The sequence below is a fragment of the uncultured Winogradskyella sp. genome (genome assembly GCF_937958655.1).
Taxonomy (GTDB): Bacteria; Bacteroidota; Bacteroidia; order Flavobacteriales; family Flavobacteriaceae; genus Winogradskyella.
Window position 1 is genome coordinate 79,107 of record NZ_CALGNH010000032.1, and the last position, 14,709, is coordinate 93,815.

The 14,709-nt window shown below is 34.2% G+C and carries 13 protein-coding genes; 10 read left to right on the forward strand and 3 right to left on the reverse strand.

The annotated features are described in order from the left end of the window. The first annotated feature begins 50 nt into the window (after nucleotides 1-50). The 9 genes from Q0800_RS07000 (at nucleotide 51) to Q0800_RS07040 (ending at nucleotide 8,395) form a co-directional block, all read left to right on the forward strand. On the forward strand, nucleotides 51-1,181 hold the full coding sequence (locus tag Q0800_RS07000; RefSeq protein ID WP_299128548.1) for a pyridoxal phosphate-dependent aminotransferase family protein: 1,131 nt from the start codon (nucleotides 51-53) through the stop codon (nucleotides 1,179-1,181). Between the two features lie 36 nt (nucleotides 1,182-1,217). After that, complete coding sequence (locus tag Q0800_RS07005; protein ID WP_299128549.1) at nucleotides 1,218-1,637, forward strand: DUF2007 domain-containing protein; 420 nt, start codon at nucleotides 1,218-1,220, stop codon at nucleotides 1,635-1,637. A 33-nt stretch (nucleotides 1,638-1,670) separates the two neighbouring features. Continuing rightward, nucleotides 1,671-2,282: a dethiobiotin synthase gene (bioD, locus tag Q0800_RS07010; RefSeq protein WP_299128551.1), complete on the forward strand. Its 612-nt coding sequence runs from the start codon at nucleotides 1,671-1,673 to the stop codon at nucleotides 2,280-2,282. A gap of 242 nt (nucleotides 2,283-2,524) precedes the next feature. After that, nucleotides 2,525-3,790 carry an adenosylmethionine--8-amino-7-oxononanoate transaminase gene (gene bioA, locus Q0800_RS07015; RefSeq protein WP_299128552.1) on the forward strand — a complete coding sequence of 422 codons (1,266 nt, stop codon included), beginning with the start codon at nucleotides 2,525-2,527 and terminating at the stop codon, nucleotides 3,788-3,790. A 120-nt stretch (nucleotides 3,791-3,910) separates the two neighbouring features. Then, complete coding sequence (locus tag Q0800_RS07020) at nucleotides 3,911-5,119, forward strand: beta-ketoacyl synthase N-terminal-like domain-containing protein (RefSeq protein WP_299128553.1); 1,209 nt, start codon at nucleotides 3,911-3,913, stop codon at nucleotides 5,117-5,119. Between the two features lie 41 nt (nucleotides 5,120-5,160). Continuing rightward, nucleotides 5,161-5,616, forward strand: a complete 456-nt coding sequence (locus tag Q0800_RS07025; protein ID WP_299128554.1) for a hypothetical protein — start codon at nucleotides 5,161-5,163, stop codon at nucleotides 5,614-5,616. 30 nt (nucleotides 5,617-5,646) lie between these two features. Beyond that, nucleotides 5,647-6,744, forward strand: coding sequence for a biotin synthase BioB (gene bioB, locus Q0800_RS07030; protein ID WP_299128556.1), 1,098 nt, complete (start codon nucleotides 5,647-5,649; stop codon nucleotides 6,742-6,744). Between the two features lie 194 nt (nucleotides 6,745-6,938). Continuing rightward, nucleotides 6,939-7,799: a cupin-like domain-containing protein gene (locus Q0800_RS07035; RefSeq protein ID WP_299128558.1), complete on the forward strand. Its 861-nt coding sequence runs from the start codon at nucleotides 6,939-6,941 to the stop codon at nucleotides 7,797-7,799. Nucleotides 7,800-7,909: 110 nt separating this feature from the next. Continuing rightward, a complete protein-coding gene (locus Q0800_RS07040; protein WP_299128560.1) occupies nucleotides 7,910-8,395 on the forward strand; it encodes a DUF6646 family protein in 486 nt (161 codons plus the stop codon). 146 nt (nucleotides 8,396-8,541) lie between these two features. On the opposite strand, the gene Q0800_RS07045 is transcribed toward Q0800_RS07040, so the two are convergent. Then, complete coding sequence (locus tag Q0800_RS07045) at nucleotides 8,542-9,012, reverse strand: regulatory protein RecX (protein WP_299128562.1); 471 nt, start codon at nucleotides 9,010-9,012, stop codon at nucleotides 8,542-8,544. Nucleotides 9,013-9,106: 94 nt separating this feature from the next. Between Q0800_RS07045 and Q0800_RS07050 the strand changes: the two genes are divergently transcribed. Then, the gene (locus Q0800_RS07050) at nucleotides 9,107-11,494 is read left to right on the forward strand and encodes a hypothetical protein (protein ID WP_299128564.1); all 2,388 of its coding nucleotides are present in this window, start codon (nucleotides 9,107-9,109) and stop codon (nucleotides 11,492-11,494) included. Between the two features lie 38 nt (nucleotides 11,495-11,532). Here the strand turns inward: Q0800_RS07050 and Q0800_RS07055 are convergent, their stop codons facing one another. Then, a complete protein-coding gene (locus tag Q0800_RS07055) occupies nucleotides 11,533-13,968 on the reverse strand; it encodes a TonB-dependent receptor (protein ID WP_299128567.1) in 2,436 nt (811 codons plus the stop codon). Between the two features lie 20 nt (nucleotides 13,969-13,988). Beyond that, nucleotides 13,989-14,708: a DNA repair protein RecO gene (recO, locus tag Q0800_RS07060; protein ID WP_299128568.1), complete on the reverse strand. Its 720-nt coding sequence runs from the start codon at nucleotides 14,706-14,708 to the stop codon at nucleotides 13,989-13,991. Between the last annotated feature and the right edge of the window lies 1 nt (nucleotide 14,709).

Consider the following 14,709-nt stretch of genomic DNA (forward strand, 5'->3'; position numbering starts at 1 on the left):
ATTGAAAAACAATAATTTTTTAGTCATACCACACTTCGTATCTTTGACCAATGCTACCAAAAAAACTTCATAAAAAACTAGAAGAACGCAAAGCAAACAATGCGTTTAGGCGATTAGGTTCAAATTCTAATCTGATAGATTTTTCGTCTAACGATTACCTTGGTTTTTCAAAATCAGAAACAATTTTTAATAAAGCACATGACTATATAATAGATAATAACCTTAAGCAGAATGGTGCAACCGGTTCTCGTTTACTTTCGGGAAATCACAAACTTTACGACATTGCTGAAGCTAAAATCGCTAGAACTCACAATACCGAAGCAGCTCTTGTTTTTAACTCGGGCTACGATGCCAATTTGGGATTTTTCTCTTCAGTACCACAGCGCGGAGACATTATTTTATATGACGAATTCTGCCACGCCTCCATTAGAGATGGTATAAGAATGAGTGATGCGAAAAGTTATAAATTCAGGCATAACGATTTAGAAGATTTAGACGAGATGCTGAAACGAGTCCAGTATGACAATGAAGACATCTTCATTGTCACCGAATCTGTCTTTTCTATGGATGGTGACTCACCAGATTTGAAAACACTTATTGAGACAAGCAAAACATATAATGCACGCCTTATCATTGATGAAGCCCATGCGCTAGGTATTTTCGACGAGGGTTTAGTGCAACAATTAGGATTAGAAAATGATGCTTTTGCCAGGATCATAACATTCGGAAAAGCACTAGGTTGCCATGGTGCAGCAATACTAAGCTCAAAAGATTTAAAAGATTACCTCATCAATTTTTCGCGTTCCTTTATTTACACCACAGCACTTCCACAGCATTCATTAGCCACAATACTTATGGCTTACAAAGCATTAGAAAAAACAAATCAAGCACAGCTTCTTAGTGAGAATATTCAATTCTTTATATCCGAGGTTAAAAGACTCAACCTTCAAAAGATATTCATTAATAGTACATCGGCTATTCATTGTTGTATTATAACAGGAAATGACAACTTAAAAGCCATCGCGAAACAACTTCAGGATAAAGGTTTTGATGTAAAACCTATTTTATCACCAACCGTTCCAAAAGGAAAAGAACGTTTACGATTTTGTTTACATAGCTATAATTCTAAAAAAGAAATCTCGGAAGTCTTAAGCTTGTTAGCTACCTTTGCTACGCAGTAGTGCTGAACTTGTTTCAGCATCTCATTATATAAATTTATGAGCGAAACATTTGTAACCATAGCCAGATACCAGTACTCTTCTGAAGCTCAAATCGTAAAAGGACGATTAGAAGCAGATGGTATTGAAGTGTTTCTAAAAGACAACATCACAATTGATACTGATCCTTTGGTAAGTAATGCTATAGGAGGCATTAAGCTGAAAGTACGTTCTGAAGATGAAAAAGAAGCTAAAGCCATTTTAAAATCTATTAAAGCTTATGCTGTTGACGATAACGGCAACCCTATTTTATGTCCTAATTGTGGAAAAAACGAAGTTGAACTTTATTCCACAATTGATAGTCTAAAAGCCTTTCTGTCATTTCTAATAGGTATCATAACCTTTACACTTCCTTTTCACACACGTTATAAATACATTTGTGAAAATTGTAAAACTGAATTCCCTGTAAAGAAAGATTAATTTAAAATATTACCGTTCTAACGGCAAATACATATGAATACTTATTTTGTAACAGGAATCTCAACAGATGTAGGTAAAACCATCGCCTCAGCCATTTTAGTTGAAGCCTTAGAAGCCGATTACTTTAAGCCCATACAAGCGGGTGATTTGGATAATAGCGATACGCATAAAGTGCAGCGTTTAGTTTCAAACTCTAAATCCGTTTTTCACGCTAATAGTTATGCTTTAGAAACACCTATGAGTCCTCATGGTGCAGCAGAAATCGATGGATTAACTATTGATATTAAAAAAATAAAACGTCCAAATACTACTAATAATATAGTTATTGAGGGAGCTGGCGGATTAATGGTCCCTTTAAATGATTCTGAAACTATTTTAGATTTAATTCATCCAAAGGATAGAGTCATTGTTGTTTCTCGTCATTACTTAGGCAGTATTAACCACACACTGTTAACGATTAATACATTAAAAGAAAAGGGTTTTGATGTTGCTTTAATTTATAGTGGAGATGAATATAAATCAACCGAATCTATAATTAAAAAAATGACTGGAGTTAAAGTCATTGGCAGAATAAATGATGAGCTCTATTTTGATAGGAATGTAGTTAAGGAATATGCCGAAAGATTTAAAAAGCAACTATCTTAGTCAAACTCAAATCCCAAATCAATGCCTAGCATTGAACATTGAAATGCAGAATATAAAAATCAAATCGTTAAAAATTTTTGAAGCCTTAGAAGAAATTTAGATTTTATTTTTGGTTTTGCTACGCATGATACTTTCAATCAAAATATATTTTGATTTCAGTAGTGTATCAAGATAAAATGAACTTAAAGAAAAATTAAACCATTAAGCAATTAGATGCTGAAACAAGTTCAGCATGACAAAATATGACACTGAAAGAAAGAGACAAAAAACACCTTTGGCATCCTTTAAAGCAGCATCAAACGCATCCTAATAGTTTGGCAATTGTAAAGGCCAAAGGCTGTCATTTATTTGATGAGGAAGGGAAATCATATATAGATGCGATTTCCTCTTGGTATACTTGTATGTTTGGGCATTGCAACGATTACATTACATCTAGGGTTGCTGAGCAAATGAAAACGCTAGATCAAATTATGTTCAGTGACTTTACACACCAACCAGCCATTGAACTTTCTGAGGCACTTATTAAAATCCTTCCTGTTAACCAAAACCGAATTTTCTTTAATGACAATGGATCTACGGCTGTTGAAGCGGCTATTAAAATGGCCTTACAATACTATTTTAACAAAGGAGAAAAGCGTTCGTCATTTATTGCTTTTGAAAATGGTTTTCATGGAGACACTTTTGGAGCCATGTCAATGTCTAGCCTTTCTGTTTACAATGGGCCATTTGAGGACTTCTTAATGACTATTCATCGTATTCCTGTGCCTGATGGCACCAATACAGAAGCTATTTTAAATCAAATTCAAACGATAATTGAGAGCGATTTAATTGCTGGTTTTATCTATGAACCTTTAGTCCAAGGTGCGGCAGGAATGAAAATTCATGATAGTGACGGTTTAAATGAAATTTTAAATTGCTTTAAGTCTAATGGCATATTAACAATCGCTGATGAAGTAATGACAGGCTTTGGTAAGACAGGCAAATATTTTGCCTCAGACCATGTAAGTACTAAACCAGACATCATCTGTTTAAGCAAGGCACTAACGGCAGGTCTTGTTCCAATGGCTATTACCTCCTGCACAGAAACAATTTACAAAGCCTTCTTAGGGGAATCTATTGCCACTGGTTTTATGCATTGCCACACCTACTCTGCTAATCCAATTGCATGTGCTGCTGCAATCGCTGCAATTGAGTTACTTCAATCTGATGCCATCCAAAATAACATTACGAGAATAGCAAATGCGCATAAAGCATTTGAATCAAAAATACAGAACCATCCAAAAGTTAAATCTACACGAAGCATTGGAGTGATATTAGCTATCGATCTAAATACCACTGCAGAACGTTATGGGGATTTGCGCGATAAACTGTTGGTATTCTTTATGAAAAACGGTGTGTTTCTACGTCCATTAGGTAACACCATTTACATACAACCACCTTATGTAGTTACTGAAGAAGAATTACAAAAAGTGTATTCAACTATTCAAAAAGCATTAGATATAGTTTAAGTATTAAGCTTATTTTTGTTTAAATTAAATGTCAGGTTAAGCACAGTCGACACCTATTTTAATTTCATCATAAAAATCCTTTCGACTGCACTCAAGGTGACACAAGTTTTATATAAAAATATGATTCAACCCATTTCTATAACTGCTATTTCATCGATTTCGGCCTTAGGATTTACACGAAGTGATATTTGGAACAACTACCTCTCAAAATCCCATTTTTTTTCAGAGCTAGACGACAATTTAGTCGCTCAACTAACAGCAGGTGCCAGACAAGAAATAGACAAACTTAGACATTCAAATAACAAGTATAAACAACTTGATGATTCCGTGCTATTTGGGATGTTCTGCGCAAGAACAGCTGTAAAAGAAGCTAATTGGACTTCGGAAGACAACTTTGGAATCAATATAGGTTCTTCTAGAGGCGCAACGGGCTTATTTGAAAAATATTTTGAAAGCTTTTTAGACAAAAACAAGGCTGAAACCTTGAGTTCGCCTACAACAACTCTTGGAAATATTTCATCTTGGATTGCACACGATTTGCAAAGCAATGGTCCTGAAATTTCTCATTCTATAACCTGTTCTACAGCACTACACGCAATGCTTAATGGCATTGCTTGGCTTAATTCTAACATGTGCGATAAATTCTTAGTTGGTGGTAGCGAAGCTCCGTTAACCCCTTTTACTATTGCGCAAATGAAAGCCCTTAAAATTTATTCTAGATTATCAAATAACGGTCACCTCGAGCATAGTCGAGAGGTCTCAGAAAGTCTCGACTACGCTCGACCTGACAGCCTCAAGTTTAGTCCATGCCAAGCGCTAAACCTTAATAAAACTGAGAACACTATGATTCTAGGTGAAGCTGCAGTCGTAGCTTGTTTAGAACAAGGCAAAAAAGATAATGCAATTGCGGTTATTGAAGGTTATGGCTATGGTACAGAACTCCTAGAGCATAATGCTTCACTCTCGACGGATGCGGAATGTTTTCAAAAATCTATGCGAATGGCTTTAGGAGCTATTAAGCCTGAAGAAATTGATATTATAGTAACACATACACCAGGAACAATTAAGGGTGATTTGGCTGAATTTAATGCGATACAAACAATTTTTTGTAACGAAATCCCAGCTTTGACCACAAATAAACTAAAAGTTGGTCACAGTCTTGGAGCTTCTGGTCTGCTCAGTATAGAAATGGCCATACTTATGCTTAACCATCAAAAATTTATTGACATTCCGTACTTGGAGCAACCGCTTCCAACGAAGATTTCAAAAATTATGGTCAATGCCGTTGGATTTGGTGGTAATGCAGTTTCTATTGTACTTTCAAAATAGAAAAATATTAGATTATGATTTGTACTAATAAAAACTCATTTATGAAGATAGCAATCGTTGCTACTCTCATTATTTGTGGAGTTTTATTAGTTTTCAATCGTATCAATTATGGAATTTTGTTGGTTGCTTTAGGAAGCATAATCTTCTACTTTAGAAAAGGCATTGAACTAGATTTGCAAAAGAGAATTTATCGCAATTTTATGTCCTTATTTAATCATAGAATTGGAAAATGGAAAGACTTATCTGATATTGAGTACGTTTCTGTTTTTAGCACTAAAGAGTTTTCTTTAGATCCAAATTTAAGAGTAGACCATGAGCCTGGTGTTTCTGAAACGTTTGATGTTATTCATGTTAATCTGTTTTATGACACAAACAAAAAAATCACATCATTTAGGACTCAAGATAAAAAAGAAGCATTCAATGTAGCAGAAGAAATTGCGCAATTATTAAATGTTGATATTTTAGATGCTACAGAACGAGAATCTAAATGGTTATAACTATTTTTGTTCAACAAGACATCAATCCAAATGAGCGAAGTAAGACACAACTGGACCAAAGAAGAAATACTCGATATATACCATAAACCTTTAATGGAGTTGCTTTACGAAGCAGCTACCATTCATAGAAAACATCATGATCCAAATACCGTTCAGGTATCAACATTGTTATCGATAAAGACTGGTGGCTGCCCAGAAGACTGTGGCTATTGCCCACAGGCAGCGCGTTATCATACAGATATTGAAGGTAACGATTTAATGAGTGTTCAGCAGGTTAAAGCGCAAGCCTTGCGTGCAAAATCTTCTGGTAGTTCTAGAGTTTGCATGGGTGCCGCTTGGAGAAATGTAAAAGATGGTCCTGAATTTAATCAGGTTTTAGAAATGGTGCGTACTATAAACAAACTCGATATGGAGGTTTGTTGTACCTTAGGAATGGTTACTGAAAATCAGGCCAAACGATTAGCAGAAGCCGGATTATATGCCTACAACCATAATTTAGATTCTTCGGAAGAATACTATAAAGAAGTTATTTCTACTCGAGGATTTGAAGACCGGCTTAAAACTATAGATAATGTTCGTAAAACAAATGTTACCGTATGTTCTGGTGGAATAATCGGTATGGGTGAAAAGGAAGAAGACAGAGCAGGAATGCTAGTTGCACTTACCACTTTAAATCCGCAACCAGAGTCTGTACCAATTAATGCATTAGTTGCTGTTGAAGGAACACCTTTAGAAGATCAAAAACCTGTTTCTATTTGGGATATGGTACGCATGGTAGCAACTACACGTATTGTATTACCAGAAACTCAAGTACGATTATCTGCTGGAAGAACCCAAATGACTAGAGAAGGCCAAGCCATGTGCTTTTTTGCTGGAGCAAATTCTATTTTTGCTGGTGACAAACTGTTAACAACTCCAAACCCAGATGTTAATGAGGACATGGAAATGTTTAAACTTCTAGGTTTAAATCCTCAAAAACCATTCATCAAAAAGATGCAACCAGAAACTATTGAAGCTGAAGATTCGCAATACCAAACCTTGGGTGAAAAACCAAAATGGTCCCGACCTGAGCATAAAATTGAGCGAAATGAAGAAGCTAAACAAAAGGCTAAGGAACTAACTAAATAATACTGAAAGACCAAGTATTTGGTGTAATAATTCAATTTTATTACTTCTTAAAATACTATCACTACGGAAAATATAGCATTGATTTCAAAGTTTTATTGACCTGTACACTACCTAATAGTGGCAACATTTAGCCTTTTTATAATAAGCTATTCTCACAACGTTTTATTAACTTTGAGTACCTAAAGTTAATAAAATTGAAACTTAATCTTAAAGACATACCTCGTGTTGAGACCATTACTAAAGCCGACTTTATAAAACATTATTTTAAACCACAAAAACCTGTGGTTATTGAGCGTTTTATAGACCATTGGCCAGCTTACTCTAAATGGAATTTGGATTACATGAAAGCGATTGCAGGTAACAAAACTGTACCGCTTTATGATGATAGACCTGTAGATTATAAAGATGGTTTTAATGAAGCACATGCTACCATGAAAATGAGTGATTACGTGGATTTATTGAAACGCAAACCAACAAAATTTAGAATTTTTCTTTGGAATATTTTAAAAGAAGTGCCGCAACTTCAAAAAGACTACAGCTATCCTGACTTTGGTTTAAGACTTATGAAAGGGTTGCCGATGTTATTTTTTGGCGGAACAGATTCTTACACCTTTATGCATTATGATATTGATTTGGCTAATATATTTCACTTTCATTTTGAGGGTAAAAAACAATGCATCCTATTTGATCAAAAACAGAATAAATACTTATATAAAGTCCCACATTCTTTAATTACGAGAGAGGATATTGATTTTGCCAATCCCGATTTTAAAAAATGGCCTGCTCTAAAACATGCTCAAGGCTGGGTCTGCGATTTAAACCATGGTGAAGTTTTATACATGCCAGAAGGTTACTGGCACTATATGCGCTACATAACACCTGGTTTTTCAATGAGTTTACGAGCTATTGCCAGAAACCCTAAAAACCTAGGCAAAGCGCTTTATAATATATTTATAATGCGTAACTATGATAATATAATGCGACGTTTAAAAGGGCAAAAATGGATTGATTGGAAAAACGAAAAAGCAATTACCAACACAAATCGTTTCGTTTAATATTCTTTTACCATAACAATGAAGACAGGTATCTAAATTTGTATATTTGCCCACATTTTTAAACTCAACTCAGCAAACGAGTAAGACCTTTTAATCAAAAAACTAAACACATGAAAAACATTGTATTAATAGTAGCATTATTTGCATTTACTCTTGGAAATTCTCAAGCGTTTAAGGGTAAAGGAGATCAAAAATTTCAGGTTGGAGCTAATTTTCAAAACGAAGCCACTGGTATTAACCTCACTTATGATTATGGACTAGGAGAAAATATTTCTATTGGTATATCAACCTCTTACGCCTTAGGTATTGATGATGCATTAACAAAAATTGTAGATTTTGGAGATCGTTTTGATTTAAAAGCAAGATTTAATGCCAACTTAGGGAGCGTACTTAATGTAGATGAAAATTTTGATTTCTATCCTGGTTTAAGCTTAAGCACTAAAAATTTTGGCGGCCATTTAGGAGCACGTTATTTCTTTTCTGAAGGCTTTGGTGTCTATACAGAAGCAGCATTTCCTTTTGCAAAGTATGATGATCAAATAGATTTATTTTATAATCAATTTACTATAAATATAGGTGCAAGCTTTAATTTATAGTTAGTGTATTACTAAACTCTCCAAAGCGCAAGTTATTTCAGTATTTCAGAATACTAAAACAGATAAAATAAAGAAATAACTGCGCTAGTTTTTAGGATAATCTAAAAAAATATAGAAAGCCTTTTCATTTATTTGAAACGGCTTTTTTATAAATATTCGTTTAATTTATCATAAATAAGATGAGACTCCCAGCCTCTATAGAGTAAATAATCAGCGACCTTCTTCTTCTTTTTGTAGCTATTTTTTTCTTTAACTTGGCTAATTCGCTTTTTAACCAATGCATCTAAAGTTGCGTAATAATCATCTAAGTCTATTTCTTTAAGTGCTACATCAATACTATATTTAGAAATATCTCTAAATTTTAACTCTCTTAGTATTCTGTTTTTTCCCCACTTTTTTATTCTAAATTTTCCACGCACAAAAGCTTCTGCAAACCTTTGTTCATTAAGGTAATTATGGGTTATTAAATGTGCTAAAATATGATCAATCGCTTGAGGTATCATTCGCATTTGCACTAATTTAGTCTTCACTTCCTTATGGCAACGCTCTTGATAGGCACAATAATTTTCTAAAATTTTTTGTGCTTCATCGACAGTATATGTTTTTTGTGGATTCAAATATCTTAATAAGGACCAATTAGCTAATTAATATGTATCTTTATTAGTAGAATTGATGCCTTATATCGGTATCAAAATTAAAGAATCCATTTTAATGAAAAAATATTACTTACTTCTAATTCTTTTTTTAAGTGGTTTTATAGCTGTATTTAGCCAAACGACATTAACAAGTGGAGATATCGTTATTACGGGTTTTAATTCTGATAACCCAGATGAAGTCACCTTTGTTTTATTAACTGATATACTTGCTAATACCGAATTAAAATTTACCGATAGTGGTTGGGTTTCTACTGGTGAATTTAGAGGTAATGAAGGTATTGCAACATGGACCGCTACTTCCGATTTACCATGCGGTACTGAAATAAATTTTATAGCAACACCACCTGTATCAGCATCTTTTGGTGTTATTACAAGGTCTGGGAGTTTTGCTTTAGCCGCCACGGGAGACCAAATTTTAGCTTACCAAGGTTTAGAAGACTCACCAACCTTTATTTATGCAGTAAATTTTTCTGCAGCTGGCTGGTCAGAGGCTACAGCAGCTAATTCTAGCGCATTACCTGTAGGTCTTACAGATGGCATAAATGCCTTAGATTTAGGAAATATTGACAATGCAGTTTATGATTGTTCTACCACAACAGAAACATCTGCTATCTTAAATGCAGTATCCTCTGCTACAAATTGGAACCTTAGTAATGCAAGACTAAATATAATAGACGGTTGTACTTATAGTTGCGTTGCCTGTGCTACAGAAGTAACTTGGGATGGTACAAATTGGAATTGGAGTGATGGCACACCTCAAAACACATTACCAACTCTAAATGAAGCCGTTGTATTAAACGCAAATTTTAATACAGGTACTAATGGCAATATTAATGCATGTAATTTATCCGTGAGTGATGGTACTACACTCATTGTAACTGATAACAGTTTTATTAACGTAACTAATGAAATTATTACCGAAGGAACAATCATTGTTGACCCTCAGGGCTCTGTTGTTCAAATAAGTGACACGAGCGTAAATAGCACCACTGGTACTATTATTTTACAGAAACAAACCTCTGTTTTAAACACCGCTTTAGAATACACCTATTGGAGTTCTCCAGTAACTGGTGAAACCATTGAAGACACATTTGCAACAGTACCAACGAGCAGGCGTTTTTCTTTTAATGCCGCAAACTTTGTAGATCTACAAGATGAGATTGATAACACAGGTACGTTTATACCAGGCCAAGATGGCATTGACGATGACGGTAACGCATGGCAAGCTGCATCTGGCACCATGGAACCTGGTGTAGGTTATGCAACTACTGCAAGTCCTTCTGGCTTATTTCCTGGGCAACAAGTATTTACTTTTGAAGGAGATTTTAATAACGGCATCATACAATCAACACTATCTAATGCCAGCGGTGGAGTTTACCAGGACTGGAACTTTATAGGCAACCCTTATCCTAGTGCTATTGATACGCAAGTCTTCTTTTCGGCCAATACTGGTGTTGTTGATAACATATATCTATGGAGCCAAGCCACTGCTTTAGATGCAAATGCTTCAGGGAATGATAGTGAAAATTTCTCTAGTGCTGACTATGCTATTATATCTGCTAGCGGTGTCAATACAGCTGGTGCATCTGGTATTATACCAACAAACTATGTTGCCTCTGGGCAAGGCTTCTTTGTAGAAGCGCTTAGCGGTACTAATGTAGTTTTTAATAATGCTATGCGTGTTACTGGAGACAACAATCAATTTTTTAGAAACACAGACACTACCCAAAGAAATTACAGAGAAATCCTTTGGGTTAACTTAACATCAGATAATGGTGTTTTTAATCAAATTGCGGTGGCTTATATGGATGGCGCTACAGAAAACAATGACGGTACTTATTACGATGTAAAGCGTAACGCATCTTCCAGAACTCTTGCAAAACTATATTCTAAAGTTACTAATGATGAGAATGAATTTGTTATTCAATGTAAAAGCCCTTTAGACATTAATGCTGACGAAATTATCAATCTAGGATTTAAAAATGATATTAATTCACCAACAATCTTTTCTATCTCACTGGCGCAATTAGAAGGAGCTTTTTTGAATAGTAATAATATTTATCTAAAAGATAATCTTTTAAATACTATCCACGATCTAAAAGTGTCTGATTATAATTTTACGTCAGATTCTGGAGAATTTTCTAATCGTTTTAACATCGTATTTAATACCGAAGCGTTATCAATTAAAGATGCTAGTTTAAATTCTAACGATCTCGTAATTACAGAACTGAATAATGGTGAGGTTCAGTTTAAAATTAACGCTAATTTAAACATTACTAATGTTCAGTTATTAGACGTTTTAGGAAGATCTATTTATAATTTAAAAGGCAACAGTCCTAAAGAAACATATAATTTATCTAAGCTTAGTAATACTGCATACATTGCCAAAGTAACCTTGTCTAACGGCCTAGTTATTAGCAAAAAAGCGATAAAGCAGCGTTAAGTTTTAGTCTGTAATTATTTAAAAACAGCGTTGCTTTTTTAAAAAGCATATTTAAGCGCTAGTATAGCATTAATCCCAGCACCAGATATACCAGACGAATATGGTCTATACCTTTGGTCCGTTATATTCTCTAAACTGACAGTAAGCGCTAATTTATTATGCCACTGATATTGCGTTCTAAAATTTAACGTATACCATGATGGGGAATACGGATTACCATCAGCATCTAAGGCATATAAGTAATCTTTAGACAATTCAGAAGGTGCTAAATCCAAAAATGACAATTCGTTATTATACACTAAAAACGCATCAAACAGTATTTTTTTTGATTTCCACGTAAGGTGTGTTCTTCCAAAATTTGGTGCCACATGTCTCACAGGCACCTCTATGCCATTATTATCTTCTGTACCTCCAATAATATTATATTGAGATCGTAATTGCCATTTTTTAGAAAAATTGACTTCTACACCAGCCTCAAACCCATAAATCGAAGCCTTAGATGCATTTTGAATAGCCTGTATGGTACTTAGTTCACCATCGTAAATAATTTCGGATTCGCCATTTAATTCAAACTCTCGTCGTATTAATGCATTATCTAAAAACGTATAGTACGTTGCCAAATCTATAACAACTTTATCATCAAAATTTAAAACTAACCCAAATTCTCCACCAATAGCATACTCAGCCTTAAGCTTATTGTTAGGGACAACTACAGCACCAGGTTCTGAATCAAAAACTTTACCTATATCATCTATGTTTGGAGCCCTAAAGGCAGTTGAAGCATTTAATTTCCACTGCATCATTTTGCTTGGTAACCAGGTTATACCAGCAGTACCAGTTAATGCTCCTGTGCTTAATTTTGTGTCGCTAAACGGTAAATTTAAAAAGGTGTTATTTTCTGTGAAATCTGCTTTTGAAATTACATAATTATATCTTAATCCTGATTGAAAAACAAACTCCTTATTTGGCTTGTATTTTAAACTTGTGTACGCTGCCATAGACTGCCAAGTTGTACCGTTAGGATAACGGGTTACGTTAGGCGTACTGGTGTTGGTATCTATATTTTCTTCTTTTGCCGTAGAACCTACTTTATTATATAAATATTCTAAACCGTAAAAAAGTGCTGTTTTAGAGCTCAACTTTTTTTCTAAATCTAAATTAAAAGAAATGGCATCAACATTTTCGTCCCTCAACTCTCGCAGTGGAGATTGAAAATCGCGATCTCTTCTCCCTTCCTTAAAATTTTGAAACGCTGCTGTTGCTTGTATTTTATTGTATAAATTAGAACTACTACTTGTTTTGGTAACCTGTATGTTTCCCATAAACCACTGCTGAGGCGCGTATTGCCATTCTGCAGAACGTAAGGTCTCCCCTCTTGGACGTAATAGCCTATCATATCTTGGGTAATCAGACGTTGAGGTATAATATAAGCCTAAGTCGTAGTTTAAATTATCCGAAGGCTCATAATGTACTTTTTGCATTAGATTAATTTGGCTATAACCTGTAAACTTTTGGATTTTAGGATTAGTATTAGAAACAATAACGTCTTCATTATTTTGTCTCATCACAAATTCTGATCTTAAATAATCATCTGGTCCATGGCTACCCATCCTTAAATCGTCGAAATCCGTATAACTTACATTGGTTAAAAAAGCCCATTTTTTATAGCCTATATTAAAATCAAAATGCCCTGTTTTTTCATGGTTAGCACTAGCATATCTCAACAAGGCATTCCCTTTTAGTAAGACTTCATCTTTATACGATAACTCTGGTTTTTTTGTATAAAAACTCATAACACCTCCAATAGCATCACTGCCATAAACCACAGAACCTGCGCCAAGTGTAACTTCAATATTTTGTATAGAAAGTGGGTCTATAGAAATTACATTTTGAAGATTTCCTCCTCTAAAAATAGCGTTATTCATTCTTACGCCATCTACAGTAATTAGTAGCCTATTTGTAGAAAACCCTCTAATCATAGGACTACCTCCTCCTAACTGACTTTTCTGTATAAATATATTTCCTGTAGTATTTAAAACATCTGCACTGGTTTGAGGATTTGCCAATGCAATATCTTTGGCATTAACGCTGACTATGGTTTGAGGAATATCGCGTTTGCTTTGCTCAAATTTTGAAACAGAGATTACGATTTGATCTAGCCCTTCTACGCGTGGTGTTAAATAAACAGTATTACTGCGTTCTGTAATTTCAAATTTTCGTAATTGTAATTTATCATATAGGAGGTTCTGAAAATATAAAATTTCACGAGGATTAAATTTATCTATATTAGCTTCACCATTAATGTCCGTAACTTTATATTTCGTTTTTTTTAGGTTGTATACTGCAACACCAGGTATAGGCTCATTTGTATTTACCTCCAGTACCCTTATCGTTTGTGACCATCCAATTTGAAAAAACAAGAATAGAATAATACTTATGGCTAAACCGTATTTCACATTTTTATACATCTTCATTAAATCCTTGGTAAAATCTATCAATGAAAAACATCATTGAGTACTTGCAGTGATTTTGGCTTTTTATAGCCATCCAAATGTAACTCAAAATAAAACAATAACATATTTAAAAAATCCTGTCTTTGTTTGGCATTAATTTTAATAGTATGAAGGGCATCAAAATTTGTGCCCAATAGCGCTTTTAACAGTGTTAAAGTTTGACCAGAAATAGAATATACATCCGTATCTCGCATTTCAAAAACACCAGATTTTAGATTAAAAAATGGATACTCTAAGTTGTTTTGGTCTGGTTGAAAACCCAAATAGCGCGTTAACTTTAATAAAAATAAAAGATGAAAATTTGAAAACTGATCTTCACTATCGAGATATTGAAACGCAGTTTCTAAATAATGATATAAACTTTCATTTTTCTCTTCTTCCTTTAGAACATTTGCTAAAATTTCACTCAAAAATAAAACAATAGCACTCTTATAAATATTATTATGAAGACTCTTATAAATACAATTTAGTTTCACTTCTTTAATGGAGTGAAGTGAAGTATTAGGTTTATAATTTTCTATTAATTGAAGCTGAGATAAAACCTGAAAATACACGGTTTTAGAATGGCTCTTTTTAGATTTAAGTATGCCACGGAGTATATAACTAACTACTCCTCGCTGTTCTGTATAACATTTTACAATAAGATCGTAATCCTTGTATTTTAGCTTAGAAAGGACAATAGCATTATTCTGTGCAACCATG